At 64.2% G+C, this 15,451-nt stretch carries 16 protein-coding genes; 9 read left to right on the top strand and 7 right to left on the bottom strand.

Going from position 1 to position 15,451, the window contains the following annotated elements; translation table 11 throughout:
• Nucleotides 1–110 precede the first annotated feature (110 nt).
• Entirely contained in the window at nucleotides 111–1,349 is a 1,239-nt protein-coding gene (locus IVB01_RS33040; protein WP_247448703.1) for a URC4/urg3 family protein, read from the bottom strand.
• A 7-nt stretch (nucleotides 1,350–1,356) separates the two neighbouring features.
• Nucleotides 1,357–2,613, bottom strand: a complete 1,257-nt coding sequence (locus IVB01_RS33035; RefSeq protein WP_247277399.1) for a GTP cyclohydrolase II — start codon at nucleotides 2,611–2,613, stop codon at nucleotides 1,357–1,359.
• Between the two features lie 381 nt (nucleotides 2,614–2,994).
• Between IVB01_RS33035 and IVB01_RS33030 the strand changes: the two genes are divergently transcribed.
• Entirely contained in the window at nucleotides 2,995–4,122 is a 1,128-nt protein-coding gene (locus tag IVB01_RS33030) for a threonine synthase (protein WP_247277398.1), read from the top strand.
• 226 nt (nucleotides 4,123–4,348) lie between these two features.
• A complete protein-coding gene (locus tag IVB01_RS33025; protein WP_247495197.1) occupies nucleotides 4,349–5,155 on the top strand; it encodes a class I SAM-dependent methyltransferase in 807 nt (268 codons plus the stop codon).
• 288 nt (nucleotides 5,156–5,443) lie between these two features.
• Here the strand turns inward: IVB01_RS33025 and IVB01_RS33020 are convergent, their stop codons facing one another.
• Together IVB01_RS33020 and IVB01_RS33015 are read right to left on the bottom strand one after the other, a co-directional pair.
• The gene (locus IVB01_RS33020; RefSeq protein WP_247277396.1) at nucleotides 5,444–6,259 is read right to left on the bottom strand and encodes a DUF2927 domain-containing protein; all 816 of its coding nucleotides are present in this window, start codon (nucleotides 6,257–6,259) and stop codon (nucleotides 5,444–5,446) included.
• Nucleotides 6,260–6,339: 80 nt separating this feature from the next.
• Nucleotides 6,340–6,918 carry a L,D-transpeptidase gene (locus IVB01_RS33015; RefSeq protein WP_247277395.1) on the bottom strand — a complete coding sequence of 193 codons (579 nt, stop codon included), beginning with the start codon at nucleotides 6,916–6,918 and terminating at the stop codon, nucleotides 6,340–6,342.
• 268 nt (nucleotides 6,919–7,186) lie between these two features.
• Here IVB01_RS33015 and IVB01_RS33010 point away from each other — a divergent pair, with 268 nt between their 5' ends.
• Both IVB01_RS33010 and IVB01_RS33005 read left to right on the top strand, forming a co-directional pair.
• Complete coding sequence (locus IVB01_RS33010; protein ID WP_247277394.1) at nucleotides 7,187–8,734, top strand: acetolactate synthase large subunit; 1,548 nt, start codon at nucleotides 7,187–7,189, stop codon at nucleotides 8,732–8,734.
• A gap of 181 nt (nucleotides 8,735–8,915) precedes the next feature.
• Nucleotides 8,916–9,434 carry a hypothetical protein gene (locus IVB01_RS33005; protein ID WP_247495196.1) on the top strand — a complete coding sequence of 173 codons (519 nt, stop codon included), beginning with the start codon at nucleotides 8,916–8,918 and terminating at the stop codon, nucleotides 9,432–9,434.
• A 39-nt stretch (nucleotides 9,435–9,473) separates the two neighbouring features.
• Here the strand turns inward: IVB01_RS33005 and IVB01_RS33000 are convergent, their stop codons facing one another.
• The gene (locus IVB01_RS33000) at nucleotides 9,474–9,707 is read right to left on the bottom strand and encodes a DUF3551 domain-containing protein (RefSeq protein WP_247277392.1); all 234 of its coding nucleotides are present in this window, start codon (nucleotides 9,705–9,707) and stop codon (nucleotides 9,474–9,476) included.
• A 261-nt stretch (nucleotides 9,708–9,968) separates the two neighbouring features.
• On the opposite strand from IVB01_RS33000, the gene IVB01_RS32995 reads away from it, so the two are divergent.
• From IVB01_RS32995 to IVB01_RS32980, 4 genes are all read left to right on the top strand, one after another.
• A complete protein-coding gene (locus tag IVB01_RS32995; RefSeq protein WP_247416647.1) occupies nucleotides 9,969–10,304 on the top strand; it encodes a hypothetical protein in 336 nt (111 codons plus the stop codon).
• Nucleotides 10,305–10,447: 143 nt separating this feature from the next.
• The gene (locus IVB01_RS32990; protein ID WP_247277390.1) at nucleotides 10,448–10,927 is read left to right on the top strand and encodes a hypothetical protein; all 480 of its coding nucleotides are present in this window, start codon (nucleotides 10,448–10,450) and stop codon (nucleotides 10,925–10,927) included.
• 64 nt (nucleotides 10,928–10,991) lie between these two features.
• A complete protein-coding gene (gene greA / locus IVB01_RS32985) occupies nucleotides 10,992–11,474 on the top strand; it encodes a transcription elongation factor GreA (RefSeq protein WP_247277389.1) in 483 nt (160 codons plus the stop codon).
• A gap of 127 nt (nucleotides 11,475–11,601) precedes the next feature.
• Complete coding sequence (locus IVB01_RS32980; protein WP_247277388.1) at nucleotides 11,602–12,279, top strand: hypothetical protein; 678 nt, start codon at nucleotides 11,602–11,604, stop codon at nucleotides 12,277–12,279.
• A gap of 104 nt (nucleotides 12,280–12,383) precedes the next feature.
• On the opposite strand, the gene IVB01_RS32975 is transcribed toward IVB01_RS32980, so the two are convergent.
• Complete coding sequence (locus IVB01_RS32975) at nucleotides 12,384–13,157, bottom strand: SDR family NAD(P)-dependent oxidoreductase (protein WP_247277387.1); 774 nt, start codon at nucleotides 13,155–13,157, stop codon at nucleotides 12,384–12,386.
• Nucleotides 13,158–13,276: 119 nt separating this feature from the next.
• Nucleotides 13,277–13,483 carry a hypothetical protein gene (locus IVB01_RS32970; RefSeq protein WP_247277386.1) on the bottom strand — a complete coding sequence of 69 codons (207 nt, stop codon included), beginning with the start codon at nucleotides 13,481–13,483 and terminating at the stop codon, nucleotides 13,277–13,279.
• 521 nt (nucleotides 13,484–14,004) lie between these two features.
• Here IVB01_RS32970 and IVB01_RS32965 point away from each other — a divergent pair.
• Entirely contained in the window at nucleotides 14,005–15,363 is a 1,359-nt protein-coding gene (locus tag IVB01_RS32965; RefSeq protein ID WP_247332857.1) for an integrase arm-type DNA-binding domain-containing protein, read from the top strand.
• The last annotated feature ends 88 nt before the right edge of the window (nucleotides 15,364–15,451 follow it).

The following is a 15,451-nucleotide window of genomic DNA, read 5'->3' as shown; positions in this document are numbered from 1 at the left end:
CGGATGAGGGGTCGTCTCCACGAACTTCGATGAGAGATGTGCCCGCGGAGACAACCCTCACCCGGCTTCGCCCTTCGCGAAGCCACCTCTCCCACAAGGGGAGAGGGTTATTAAAAAACCGTGCCGTCGCTGATCACTTTGAGCGGCGGCGAACCGTCCGGACGGCGTGCGAAGGCGATCGCGCGGCCCGCGGCCCAGGTGCCGCCCTCTAGAATGCTGGCGAGCGGTAACGTCTGAGGCGTGCGGTCGAGCTTGGCGCGGATGCGCTCTGCCAGCCGGTCCAGCAGGGCGACGGTGAGCGCGCGCCACTCGACGACGAGCAGCGAATCCACGGCATGCGCGCGCGCGGCATCCGCGGCATCGCGCAGACGCAGCACTTCGTGATCGACGAACAGGCCGCCATTGCGGTATTCGGCGAGCCCGGTCAGGCCGTCGATGTCGGTCACTTCGAAGCCTGCGCGCTGGAGCGGCTCGATGAGCGAATAGCTCAGCCATTGCGACAACTTGTGCAGCGGTACGAGACCGGCGGTGGCGTCGTCCGCCTCGATCGCCGGGTGATGCCAGCAATCGCCAAGCGGAATGCCCGCGAGTTCCAGCCGCGACGGCCAGATTGGTCCGAGCTGGTCCAGCACCGCGGAGAGGATGGCGGGCGCGGGAAGCGCGCCGCCCACAGCTTGCGCCGCGATGTGATCGAACAGGCCGCCCGGCCGCGGCGTATCGTTCAAACCGAATACCTCCGAACGCTCTGCGACCAGCTTGCCCAGACGGCGCAGCAGATCCGTGCGCCCTTCCAGTCCAAGCAGTGGATTGGCATCGCCGACCTGAAAGGCGGATGTGAGCCTGTCGCGCGGCAGCCTTGCAAGCACGTCCGCATCGGCCCTGAACGGCGCGCCGGGATCGCGCGAGAAAAGGCCGCCCGCAAACATATCGAGGCTTGCGATCGCAAGCCCCTCGGACCGGCCGATGCTTTCTCCTGTCACCGCGTCGCGATATCGCCACGCCGCACCCGCGCCGGCATCGAGCAGCACGCTGACGATGGCGAGGTCGAACTCCGCGCGCGCCCGCGCCGCGCGATCCGGCCAGGACGTAGCGTCCGCGAGCTCCGCCCAGCGATCGACGCCGCCAAGCACGAAATGCCGCCATCGTGCATGGAAGGGAATGTCCAGCCTCGGATAGGCCTTGCGCGTCACCGCGAGCACGGCCTGCGCGACGCCGTCCATGCGGCCGAGATCGATCGTGAAATGCTGGAGGCCGCCGGCGAGGCCGATCTCGAGCATCTGCGCGGCCCGCGCGCGAACCGCCGCTGCAGTGAGCAGCGCGCGCGCCTCTCGTTCCAAAGCCTCCGCCATCGCGCGATCAGTATTTTTCCAGCGAACGCCCGACCACGTCGTTGACGTCCTTCTCCGGCGCGATTTCGGTCGAATAATAGCCGGCGGCCTTCTTCGCGGCGATTTCGACATAGGCGTCGGCGGGAATGAGCTCCGGCGGGATCGGCACGCGCTCGACGATGTCGATGCCTTGCGAGGTCAGCGCGTCGTATTTCATGTCGCTCATCGACAGGAAGCGGTCGATGCGGGTCAAGCCGAGCCAGTGAATCGTATCCGGCATCAATTGCTGGAAGCGCGCGTCCTGCACGCCGGCGACGCATTCGGTGCGCTCGAAATAGGCCGCGGCCGCGTCGCCATCCTCCTGGCGCTTGCGCGCGTTGTAGACCAGGAATTTGGTGACCTCGCCGAGCGCACGGCCTTCCTTGCGATTGTAGACGACGAGTCCGAGCCCGCCCTCCTGCGCGCCGCGCGCGGATTCCTCGATGCCGTGAATCAAATAGGGCCGGCAGGTGCAGATGTCGGATCCGAACACGTCCGAGCCGTTGCACTCGTCATGCACGCGGCAGGTGATCTTGGTGCGGTGGTCCGGCAGCTTTGTCACATCGCCGAACAAGTACACCGTGGTGCCGCCGATCGGCGGCAGGAACACTTTCATGTCCGGCCGCGTCACCAGCTCCGGGAACATGCCGGCGGTCTGCTCGAACAGCGTGCGCCGCAGCTCGGTCTCGCCGGTGCCGAAGCGAGTCGCGAGGCCCGGCAGGTACCACACCGGATCGATCGCGATCTTCACCACCGACACGCTGCCATTGGCGTGCACGACCTCGCCGTCGGCGCGTAGCCGGTTTGCCGCCAGCGCCTCGCGGATCTCCGGGAGGTCCAGTCGCGCGCGGGTTACCGCGATGCTCGGCCTGATGTCGAAGCCCTCGGCGATCTCCTGGCGGAAGTTTTCCGCAACGAGATGCCCCCACGGATCGAGCGCGACGATTTTCGTGGGATCATTCCATTGCGGGAACGGGCCAATGGTCGCGGCGGGAAACGTGTTGGTGAGGTCAGGACGCCGGATCGGATCGAGCGCGCCCGCGGACACTGCGAGCGCCCGGTACATCGCGTAGGATCCGCCATGGCTGCCGATCACGTTACGATCCCCAGCGCGCGACACCGTGCCGATGATCGGACCCCGGGCGCGCGCCTCAGTGGCGCCCCAATGGATCGGGAAGGCGGCCTTCCGGCCCGGCTCCGGATGGGAGGTCAGGCGGATGTGGTCGGTACGGTTCGCGCGGCTCATGTCCAGGCTCCCAAAAAGCCAACGGCCCGCCGCTCGGACGGGCCTGGCTCGGTCGCGTTGCCAGTCGAGGACACCGGCGACGCGAGCTCAATCCGACATATTGTAGCGGCGAGGCACGACAGACAAGTTAATCGTGCCGGGCGGGCAGAGCCCCTTCGTGCCTAATTCCCGTCGTCAACGCGCCAGCAGCGCCGCCTTTGGCACCGCGCGCCCGCGTTGGCGGACCCGGCCGCTCTGCCTGTGCGGCCAGTTTAAGAGATTGAAATATTTCCAATTTTCGTGTTTTCAAGGGGTGCCGAATGGTCTGGCTGTGCGGACGACACGTTCTCGACAAAACCTGACTCAGCCCAACCGTAGGATCGCCTCGCCTTGGAGACTGCCATGCCCGCCGCCAGCTACATCGACCCCCGCAACGGACAACTCTATCCGCTGGACCGGCCGCGCTGGTGCTCGGACGAGCGCACGCCGTTGCTGGTGACGCCGGGCGCCGGCATGTCGCGCGAAGACATCGATGGCCGCATGCGATCGCTCTGGCGTTACCGGGCGGCGCTCCCGGTCGAGATCGCAAAGCCGATCACGCTCGGCGAGGGCTGCACGCCCCTGGTCCAGCAGGATTGGGGCGAACTGCGGCCGCTGTTCAAGCTCGAATGGTTCAACCCGACCGGCAGCTTCAAGGACCGTGGCTCTTCCGTGATGCTGTCCTTCCTGCGCCAGATCGGCATCAATGCGGTGCTGGAGGATTCCTCAGGCAATGGCGGCTCGTCCATGGCCGGGCTGGGTGCCGCCGGCGGCATGCGCGTGAAGATCCTCGCGCCTGCCTCGACCTCACCGGCCAAGATCGCGCAGGTGCGCGCCTATGGCGCCGCGGTGCAGCTCGTCGATGGCCCGCGCGAGGAATCGGAGGCCGAGGCGATCCGCCAGTCGCACCAGACGTTCTACGCCAGCCACAATTGGCAGCCGTTTTTCCTCGAAGGCACCAAATCGCTCGCCTATGAGATCTGGGAGGACCTCGGCTTCCACGCGCCCGACAACGTCATCGTCCCGGTCGGTGCCGGCAGCAGCCTGCTCGGTTGCGCCTTCGGCTTCCGGGAGCTGCGCAAAGCCGGCCAGATCACAAAGCTGCCGCGCCTGTTCGCGGCGCAGCCGCAAAATTGCTCGCCGATCGATGCAAGCTTCCAGGCCGGCGTCGATACGCCTGTCGCGCGCGAGGTGCACAAGACCATCGCCGAAGGCACCGCCATCAAGAATCCGCTGCGCCTGCGCGAGATCATCGGCGCCTTGCGCGAAAGCGGCGGCGGCACCGTCGCGCTCACCGAGGACGAGATCGTTGCTGCCCTGCGGCGTCTTGCACGGCAAGGATTGTTTGCCGAGCCGACCAGCGCCAGCGCGGCTGCCGCGCTGGAAAAACTGTCCGCTGCCGGCGCCATCAAGGCGAACGAGACCACGGTCGCCGTCCTCACCGGCACCGGCCTGAAAGCCGCCACCACCGTTGCCGATCTCGTGCAATAGCCTTCGATCTATTGAGCCTGTAGCGCGGGCCCGCGCGGGGTTAGGCTGTTGCAGTGGGATCGTCATTCCCGGGCTTGTCCCGCGCATCCACGTTCCTCGTGCCGCGGAGCCTTGCATGGATGGACGGACAAGGCGGACCATACGGGAAGAAGGTTTCGGTGAGCGCGTTGAACCTTCGGCGTCCGTCGTCAGCCTCATGAACATCGAGCTCGAGAAGGAGAGTTCCATGACCGCGCAGGATCCGTTTGCAGGTTTCAAGGCCGTTCAGAAGGAAGCCTGGTCGCTGTTCACCCCGATGGAAGTGTTCACCACACCGGCCGCCGCCAAGCTGGTCGGTTTTGCCGGCGTTGTCGCCGGCCAAAGGTTGGTCGACGTCGCATGCGGCACGGGTGTGGTCGCAATCACGGCCGCGCGCCGCGGTGCGAAGGTCAGGGGTCTCGACCTGTCGCCGGTTCTGATCGAGCGCGCCCGCGAGCACGCGCAGCTGGTGAACCTCGATATTGACTTCGCTGACGGTGACGCCGAAAGCCTGCCCTATGGCGACAATGAGTTTGACGTGGTGCTCAGCCAGTTCGGCCACATGTTTGCACCGAGTCCGGACCTTGCAATCGGCGAGATGCTGCGGGTGCTGAAGCCCGGCGGCACCATCGCTTTCTCCACTTGGCCGCCACATCTCTATGTCGGACGGATGTTCGCGCTGATCGGCCGCCATCTGCCGCCGCCCGAGGGTGTGGCGTCGCCGGTGTTGTGGGGCGATCCGAAAACGGTCGCCGAGCGTCTCGCCGGGAAAGCACAGGACCTCTCCTTCGAGATGGACATGATGACGCCGTCCGCACTCAGCCCGCAGCATTTCCGCCGCACCATGGAAACGACGATCGGGCCTTTGATCAAGCTCGTCGCCCAGTATCAGGACGAGCCGGACAAGCTCAGGAGCTTCCGCGCCGAGTTCGAGGCGTTGATCTCGGAATATTTCGATGCCGGCAACAACGTGATGCGCCAGCAGTATCTGATGACGAGAGCAAGGAAGGTGTGAGGGCGCGATCTCAGGCTAATGGCTTGCCGGGTTAAGTCTTGCTCGTCCTCCCCTGGAGGGCCGGGCTATCGCATTTGAAGACTGTTCGCCTTCGGCTATCCTTCGAGACGCCCGGCTTTGGCGGGCCCTTAGGATGAGGACCGCAGTTTCAACGAACACCGGTGCCGCTTAGCCTCATCCTGAGGAGACCGCTGGAAGCGGTCGTCTCGAAGGACGAGGCGCGCGCTCATTCGCCGCCCAAAAACCCATATGCGATTGCCTGCTCTCCAGGGAAGGGTAAGAAGCGCCTCATTCCTTCAGATCGTTCACCCGCTTCACCCATGTGCGCACGTCGGCGAGCACCTGGGGCAGCACCGCCTTGACCTCCTGCACCGTCATGCCGGGCTTGATGCGGGGGTCGTAGAGCAGATTGAGGATGTACTGGTCGTAGACGTCGAAATAGCCCATCGAGACGTTGTCATTGAACATCGTCCACGGCACGCTGGCGGTGTCGTTGATGGGCCCGAGCGATTGCAAGAGCTCCTCGTAGGCGCAGTCGAGGAAGACGAAATCGCCGTTGTCGACCGTGAGGATGACGTCGGAATGCTCGATCTCGAAATTGTCGTTCTTGCGAAAGCCGGACAGGCATTGCGGATCGAGCGAGGTGCGGATCTCGCGCGCCTTCTCCGCGCCGTAGAAGCTGGTGAGGGTGCGGTAGAGATCGCGATCGCGCACGAGCTTCACCCGCACATTCGCCGCCTCATTGGTGTCGGTCATGGCGATGTCGAGATGCTGCACGCGGGCGGCGATGTCAGTCACGACCCTTGCGAGTTGCATCTTGCGGTCGGCGCGGTCGCTCTCGGCGTACACGCGCACCGGCCCGTCGAACTTGCGGATGCGGTCGACGCGGCCGGCGAGGTGATATTCGGCGCCGAACGCCGTTTTGAGAAAACCGTCAACGATCTCGCCGTCGGTAAAGCTCTTCTTCTCGGAGCGCTGGCGCGAGGCGATCGCGGGCAGTTCGCCCGCTCGGGCCGTGGTCGCGGTGTCAGGCACCAATGTGAGCGCGGCGAGCGCCAGCAGGGCGGCGCGGACGGCGGGCGCGGTCAGGTTCAATGCGCTCATTGTCGTGCGACGCTGCCGCATTCGCGTCGCGCGCACAAGCCCGCAAATTCACGCGCCCTGCGGGTTCCCTCTGTGGCGGCCTAGTTGTTCAGCACCACCACGGTGGTGCCGACCGCGACCCGGCTGTAGAGGTCGGTGACGTCCTCATTGGTCATGCGGAAGCAGCCCGAGGACACGGCCTGGCCGATCGTCTCCGGTTCGTTGGAGCCGTGGATGCGGTACAGCGTCGAGCCCAGATACATCGCGCGCGCGCCCAGCGGATTGTCGACGCCGCCTTTCATGTGGCGCGGCAAATCGGGCCGGCGGGCCAGCATCTGCGACGGCGGCGTCCAGTCCGGCCATTCCTTCTTGGCGGTGATCCTGTGCACCCCGCCCCAGCGGAAGCCGTCGCGGCCGACGCCGATGCCGTAGCGCAGCGCCTGGCCGTTCTGGAGCACGAGATACAGCCGCCGCTCGCTCGTGTTCACCACGATCGTGCCGGGCGCGTAATTGCCGTTATAGATGACGGTGGTGCGGGGGACGGGGTTGGCGCCGGAACGGAAGAAATTCGGGCCGCCGCCCATGATGTCGCGCGAGTCGAACTCTTCGGCGAGCGCGCCTCCTGCCATGGCCGACACCAGTGCCATGGCGGCCATCGGCGCGGCAAAAAACCGGATCATTGTCTCCCCCAAGCAAAAAATCGATTCAATGGAAGCCAGAGGCCATATTTGCGGGCATTTCGCAAGCCACGGCCGCGTGAGGGACGCCATGCTTAACGATTGGCGTTACCAAATCGGCAACCGCGCCCCATCTGCCGAAAGGAATTAGCCCAGCCAGCGCATCGTTACGCCGGGCAGGGCCGCGATGGCGGCTATTGCTTTGACGGAACGCGCGAACAATGATTGATCGCACGGATATCTGGACAATGCCTGTCGTGGGAGCCTTGGGATGAACGGTGCGGAAAGCCTGGTGCGGACAATGGTCAAGGGCGGGGTGGACGTCTGCTTCACCAACCCCGGCACCTCCGAAATGCATTTTGTCGCAGCGCTCGACCGCGTGCCCGGCATGCGTTGCGTGCTCGGCCTGTTCGAAGGTGTGGTCACCGGAGCTGCCGACGGTTATTTCCGCATGAAGGGAACACCGGCCTCGACGCTGCTGCATCTCGGCCCCGGCCTCGCCAACGGCCTTGCCAATCTGCACAACGCGAAGAAGGCCAATTCCGGCATCGTCAACATTGTCGGCCAGCACGCCGTCTACCACATCGGCTACAACGCGCCGCTGACCTCCGACATCGAGGGCCTGGCCCGGCCGATGTCGTCCTGGGTCCGCACCTCGCCGGATTCCAAATCGGTCGCCGCCGACGGCGCAGCAGCGATTGCCGCCGCCAAGAGCGCGCCGCCGCAGATCGCCACCCTGATCCTGCCCGCCGACACCGCCTGGAACGAGGCCGACGGCATCGCCGAGGTTCCGGCCGAGCAGCAGCGGGCGAGCTATTCGCCGCAGGCGGTCGACCAGGCCGCAAGGATCCTGCATGGCGACGGCGAGGGCACGCTGCTGCTGATGACCGGCAGCGCGCTGAGCGAGCAGGGCCTGGCGCTCGCCGAGCGAATCGCCGGCAAGACCGGATGCACGGTGATGGGCCCGACCTTCCGTCCCAAGATGGCGCGCGGCCGCGGCCGTTTCTCGATCGATCGCATTCACTACGTCATCGAGCAGGCGCTGCCGATGCTGGCAAAATTCCGTCACATCGTGCTGGTCGAGTCTGACGATCCCGTGGCGTTCTTCGCCTATCCGAACAAGCCGAGCATGCTCAAGCCCCAGGGCTGCGAGGTCCATCGCATGACCTCCTGGGGCGAGAACTCGGTCGCGGCGCTGGAAGCGCTTGCGGGCGCCGTAAAGGCCAGCGCCAAGGACGTCAAGCCGCAGGCTTTGCAGGAACTGGTCAAGCCGACCGGCGCGCTCACCTTTGCCTCGATCGCACAGGCGATCGCCTGTGCGATTCCCGAGAACGCCATCATGGTCGACGAATCCCTCACCACCGGCCGCGGCTTCTTCCCGCCGACGGCGGTCGCCGCCCCGCACGACTGGCTCCAGAACATGGGCGGCTCGATCGGCTTCTCGACGCCGCTGTCGATCGGCGCCGCAATCGCCTGTCCGGATCGCAAGGTGATCACCATGGTCGGCGATGGCAGCGCGATGTACACGATCCAGTCGCTGTGGACGCAGGCCCGCGAGAACCTCGACATCGTCACCATCGTGTTCGCCAACCGCATCTACCAGATCCTGCGCGGCGAGTTCGACAATGTCGGCGCCGGCGAGCCCGGCCAGCGCGCCAACGACATGCTGCGGCTCGATCGTCCGACGCTGGATTTCGTCGCGCTCGCGAAGGGCATGGGCGTGCCTGGCCGCGCCGTCACCAATGCCGACGAGTTCAACAAGGCGCTGGCCGAAGCCGTCGCCGAGCCCGGGCCGCGCCTGATCGAAGTCCAGATGTGAGTCTGGCCGGTTGCGCCGCGACTTCAGTCCTCATCCTGAGGAGCCCGCGTGAGCGGGCGCCTCGAAGGATGCTTGCAGGTGGGATACGGGCCTTCATGGTTCGAGACGCGCGTTCCGCGCTCCTCACCATGAGGATCTGGCAGCGGCGCAACTGAGGGCGCGTGATGGGCCCGGAGGCACGATGCAAACCGAGCTGAACAAGGTGATCGCGGCGCTCCGGGACTTCTACGCGCAGGAAGCATTCCTGTTCGAGAAGGACGTCGGCGAGCGCGCGATCACGCACCGCTTCGCCGTGCACTTGGAGAAGCAGTTCTCCGGCTGGTCAGTTGATTGCAATTACGACCGGCTTGGTGAGCGCACGCTGCATCTGCCGCACGGCACTATCATCTCGACCGACGACCATCTCGGCAAGTCGATCTATCCTGATGTCGCCGTGCATCAGCGCGAGATCCCGAACAATTTGCTCACTGTCGAGATCCGCAAGGCGAGCAATCACACGCCGCTCGAGCACGACCAGCACAAACTGAGGGCGCTGACCGACGTGCATGTCTGGTTTCCCTATTGGATGGGCGTACTGCTGGTGCTGGACAGGCACCACGTCACGATGTCGGAGGTCCATGTCAGCGGGCTCGTCGATGAAGCGCTGTCGCGCTGGTTCGCGATGCGGCTGGAGGAGACCGGTCTCGGAGCTCGCGCATAGCGGAGCGCGGCGTGCGCGGTCACGCACGCCGCCTTCTCGTCAGTAATAGTACGGCTGCGAGTAGGCGTAGCGCGGATTGATGCCGCAAGAGGCCGATGTGCCGGAGGCGGTGGCGGCACATTGCTGATAGCTTGCGAACTGGCAATTGCCGGGATAGCCCCAGTTGCGGCCTTGCAGGCAATATCTGTCGTTTGCGGCCTGGGCCGGCGCCGCCGCCAAGGACGCGGCGATCACGGTTGCGAACGATGCAAGGGTGAGGATGGTGCGACGCATTTCAATCTCCTTCTAGGGCGGGGTGGAACGGCCGTGCCTTGGCGTTCCCCGTGGCCTGACGGACGCACGGTCATGCCTATCTTGGTGTCCGCGACGCGGGATGCGTTCGAGGTGAGATACATCCTGACGCAGCCGGCGGCGGACAATGTGATCTCCACCACAGTTCGCGCACAGGTTCTGACCTAATCTCAACGAACTTGCACGCCTCGATCCCGTGGGACTAGGCTTGCCTCATTCGGATCAGGCATTTTGGAGGTTCTGATGCAGAGATCATATTTGCTGGCTGCGACGGCAGCGCTGGTGCTCCTGATGCAAACGCCGCTGGCCCTGGCGCAGGGCGCACCGGCCGCCGGCGGAACCGCTGCGCCTGCCGCAACGAGCACTGCGCCAGCCGCGACGACGGCACCGGCTGCGGCCACCGACACCTCCAGCCAGCCGACCGATTCCAAGAAGAGCGCATCGAAGAAGCCGGCGAAGAAGAAGATGACGCGGCAGCAGGAGATCGATCATTCGGTCGACACCGGCACCGTCCCCGCGCGCTACCGCAGCTCGGTGCCCAAGCAATACCAGCAATACATTCCGTTCGATAAACAGTAGCGGATTGCGCCGCGGCGCGACCGGGATAGCGGTTGCGGCGCCGGTGCCGTCGAACGCATGGGCTTGGCCAGATTGGGTTCGACCGCATACATTGTGGCGATCCGCTTGCGGGTGCTAGTGTGGGCCAAGGTCCGGGGGAAGGAATGAGCGAGGACGGGAAGGATGCTGGCTTGGTGGCCATGATCACCAGCATCCTGGGGGGCAACAAGCGCGCCGACGTCGTGACGCCGCCGCCGCTCGCCGAGGCTCCACCGACAGCGCCGACGAACGGGTTTGAGTCGGTCGAGCCGTCCAACACAGATGCTGCAGCGGCCAAGCCTGCCGCCGAGGCCGTAGCAGCCGACACGCAGCCGGTCGAGGCGCCTCCGAAAATCGTCACCACACGAGACGGCAAGCAATTGCTCCCTGCGGAAGCGATTGCCGATCTCGTGCTTGGCGAATTGCGCAAGATGGAGAATTTTCCCGCGACCGGCGCCTCCGTCACGGTCTACGGTTACAAGCACTGGAATGCCATGATCACCTTCGCGCCGTTCTCGACCACGTTCCAGAATGCGACCCGGTTCCGCCAGGCCATGCCGGACATCGTCGTCAAGCTACGCCGTTTCGTCGAACTTGAGATATAGTCCAGGTCAATCAGCGGCGGCGGAACGCTGCCGGTAGCCAGGACAGTCCGACAGGATTTTGAAATTGAGCGTCGCCTTCACCAAGGAAGAAAGCGCCGAAACCGCGTCCGAAACGCTGTTGCCGGACCGCCCGATCTCGCCGCATCCGAACCTCGTGACGAAAAAAGGCTTGCAGGCGTTGCAGACGCAGCTTGCCGAGGCGCGCGAGGCCTATGAAGCCGCGCAAGCGATCGATGACGTCAACGAAAAGCGCCGGCAATCAGCCGCGCCACTGCGCGACGTCCGCTATCTCACCGAACGGCTGCGCACCGCGCAGGTCGTTCCCGATCCGACCTCGAGCGATGTCGTTGCCTTCGGCAGCACCGTCACCTTCAGCCGCACTGATGGCCGCGTGCAGACCTACCGCATCGTCGGCGAGGACGAAGCCGACCCGAAGGCGGGGACGATCTCGTTCGTCTCGCCAGTGGCGCGGGCGTTGATGGGGAAGGCGGTTGGCGACGTGGTTGGCTCTGGTAACCAGGAGATCGAGATTCTGTCGATCGGATAGATGCCCAGGGCGAGGCGAGGATTGCGTGAGCAAAGGGCGCTATCGACAGGAGCAATCTCATTCGCCTAAAGCATGATCCGGAAAAGAGCGAGGCCGCTATGTCCGCGCAACAAAGCTTGATGGTTGAATGAGACGGTTTCTCTCCGGCGCATTGCCGTTTTACGCGTTGGCCGGATTGGCCATTTGCATGTACCTCGTCCTGTACAGGACGAATCTTTTCGACTTGAACGCCATCGTCCAGGGGGCGACCGGTTCATCATGGTTTCCGGTCTTCATGTTCGTCTGCATTCTCGCCGAGTCGCTCTTCCCCTATTTTGGCTATTTTCCCGGAACTGCCCTCATCTTGATGTCCGTCGCGCTCACTCCGAAGTCCGCGGATGTCTCCGTTTTTATCGTGGCGTGGCTGGCCATCATCGTGGGCGCCGTTCTGAGTTACGGACAGGCTCGCTTTTTCAGACCGCTCCTGCAGCGCGTTGCCTCGAGAGCGGCCCTGAGCCGATGTGAGTCCTTGCTCGACGCTTATGGCCGCTACGCCCGCGTTGCCTTGTTCGTCCATCCCAACGCTTGCGCGATGTATTTTACGGCACTCGGACTTCTCGGCCGGAACCTGACGCGAGAGCTCGCCCATCTTTGCGTGGGTGCGGCGGCCTCAGTGAGCGTTCTGTTCATCGTCGTGACCAGATTTGTGTCATCCGTGGGCGCCACCGATGACGGGCAATTGCAGGTGCTGCTCGCGGCAGGGCTGGTCGCCATCGGGACCCTCGTCGGTCTGTACGCGGCATGGCGGCCGGATCGGGTCGATTGAAGCTTGCTCCGTCATTGCGAGCGCAGTGAAGCAATCCAGAGTGTGTCCGCGGAGGCAGACTGGATTGCTTCGCTGCGCTCGCAATGACGACGAATCATCGCGCTTTACGCCTCCGGCAGCTCAACGCCCGTCAGCTTGCTCAATTTGCCGATGAGTTGGTCCTGAAATATCCGATCGCTCGCCTCACTGGCCGGCTGCTGCTGCTGGAGATGATGCCAGTAGCGCCCGCTGACCAGGGCCGCGGAATCCTCGCTCACCGCCAGCCAGGTCTGGGTCCGTTGTCCAGTGTCGAGATCGACCGGGGCGCTCGCACCACCCATCTTCGTGCGCACCCATCCGGGATCGACGGCGTTGCTCAGGACCTTGGGCCAGCGTCGTGCCAGCGCAACAGCGAGCGCGACGACATGCAGCTTGCTCTCGGCATAGGCCTTTGCCGAATCCCAGGCCCGCTTCGTCCAGTCGAGGTCGTCCAGCGAACCCTCTCCGCCGCGGTGCAGCCCGCTGCTGAGATACACCAATCGGTCGGGCCGCTCGATCAGGGCCGTCAGCATGTACGGCGCAAGCGTGTTGATGGCCAGAGTCTCGGCATGGCCTTCCGGCGTCGAGCCACGGCTCGGCCGCGTGTAGACGCCGGCGTTGTGGATGATCGCATCCATGCGCCCGATCGCATTGACCTGGTCGGCGATGCTCTTCGTCTCAGCGGCACTTCTGAGATCACCGACCACCATTCCGGCGGCACGCGACGCAAGCTGGCCAAGTGCTGCGGCACGATCGGCCGAACGCGCGTGCAGCACGACGCGGTGACCTTGATCGAGGAGGGATTTTGCCGCCGCGCGGCCGAGACCGTCCGCGCTGCCCGTGATGAATACGATCGCCATGCGCCGCTCCTCCGGATGTTTCAGAACGCATTCTACATTGCCCGCGCATCGTTTCCGATGTTGGTCGTCGCTCAGCTTGCCGGGATCGGCGAGAGAGCGCCATCGGCTGCTTTCTCATCTCACCAAAGGGGTAGCGCGTCTGTCTCGGAAACGATGCCGACAAAGGGCAGCAGGTCGACGTCCCGCTCGTCGAGGCGTGCTTTCGTGCTGGCGGTAACAATGTTCCGTGCGCCCTCGATGTAAGAGAGCTGTCCAGCCAGCATGTCTTGTGCGGATTTGAGGATCTTGCGACGGGCCGCGAGGATCTCGGCTTCGTTCCAACTCATCGTCTGGCGGGCTTCTCCGCGGATGATGTCATCCTGCCCCTGTTTTGCCCGACGAGTCAATCGTTGATTCGGAAAAGTCGTAGAAGTCTAACCCCTTGATCCGGCTGATGTCGGCTACTGTGCATGGGGTTGTTTTCGCATTTTTGGTTGAGACGGGTCGCCGAACACCATCAGCGTCGACGATCATTCAAAACCGGTAGGGTTCAGGAAAAGGAATGGTGGGCGCACAAGGGATCGAACCTTGGACCTCTCCCGTGTGAACCACAATCTGTAGATCGCCGCCAACCAAATCCCGCCACAGTAAAGTTGCACAAGTGTCTGCCTTAAGGGGGCTAGCTGTCCATATGCGACCGCAATGGTCCATGGCGGGACATCCCATATTTTTGTATGCCCCCGTTGTACCCGCCGTGATTTTTCCCTGCGGGCACAATAGAGGAACGTGAAGCGAACGGGTTGTCATCGATTTATCGGCTCTCGCCTGGGATGTCGCGGGAGCGGGACAAAAGGAAAGGGTAGGGACGATGGAAGCGAGCGACAAAGCCCTCAGCGCTGGAGCGAGGACGAACTACTTCAGGCTCACTGATGCGGCGATCCGCGCGGCCGCGCTGCCGTCGGGCAAGTCCCAGCACTACTTACACGACACCGAGCAGCCTGGGCTTGCGATCAGGATGCGCGCGACTGGCGGCCGGACTTGGGTCTACCTGTTCACCAAGCCTGAGGCGAGGGGCACGCAACGCAAGACGTTGGGTGCATGGCCCAAGTTCAACGAGAAAGCCGCGCGCCAGGCCGCCACCATCGCCGCCGGCGAGGTGGCCAAGGGGGGCGATCCGAACGACGCCAAGCGTGAGGCCAAACGACAACAGCAGGCCGAGCGGGAGTGCATCACGCTGGCGAACCTGATCGTTGAGGACGGCCCCTACGAAACATCGCTGACTGGACGCCAAGTCGTCAACTGGAAGCCAGCGATGTCGGCGCTCAGGCGCGGTCTCAAGGCTCATGTCGATCTCGCCATCGGCGAACTGACGCGGCGGCAAATCATGGCGGCGGTGGATAAGATCGCCAAGACTGGCAAGCGCGGCGCAGCCAAGGACCTGCGCAAGCACGCCCACACATTCCTCGAATGGTGTGTCGGTGAAGGTTACGTCGAGCACAACGTGCTCGCCGGCTATCGCGCGCCGAAGGAAACCCGGGCGCAGCGGCTCGGCCGTCGCACAAAAGGACGGGCGCTGACCGACGACGAGATCATCAAGGTCTGGCAGGCGGCCGGCAAGCTTGGAGCGTTTGGGCTATTGACGCGCATGTGCCTGCTCAGCGGCCCGCGGCGAAGCGAGCCAACCACAATCGAGTGGCGAAAGCACATCATGGATGATCGCGTTACCTTCGATGCGGCGTGGACCAAGATGGGGCTGCACCACGACGTACCACGCACCCACCTCGTTGACGAGGTGCTCTCTGCGGCGAAATACTTCCAGCGGGCAACCTCCGACTATGTCTTCCCGTCACCGAAGACCGGCGGCCAGATGTCGGGTTTTACCAAGATGGTTAGCCGCCTGGTGAAGGAAGCAGGTGTCGCCAGATTCACCATGCATGATTTAAGGCGCAGCTTGCGCACCATCATGTCACGGTGCGGCTACGACAACGAGATCCAGCGGCTGTGCGTCGGGCAAAAGCCGCGGGGCATCGATCAGGTCTACAACCACGACGAACAGTGGATCATCCGCAAGATGGCGTTTGAAGCTGCACATGACTACATCGCGCAGTTGGTCGGCGCGAAACGGGTCGGCAAGGTCGTGCGGCTGCAGCGGACGAATCCGCTCGACGCTATTAAGGCCGAACTGCTGGGTCGTCTCCGCGAGCATTATGCGGCTGAGGGCGCCTAACAGTGTTATCGCACCCATCCAAATAGTCGCGCACTGCATCGACGCGATAGAGCGGGCGTCCATCGACGTAGCGCCATCTCAACGGGTG

Origin of the sequence: Bradyrhizobium sp. 164, assembly GCF_023073715.1 — a bacterium.
Lineage (GTDB): Bacteria > Pseudomonadota > Alphaproteobacteria > Rhizobiales > Xanthobacteraceae > Bradyrhizobium.
This window is presented reverse-complemented; position numbering and strand designations above follow the sequence as displayed.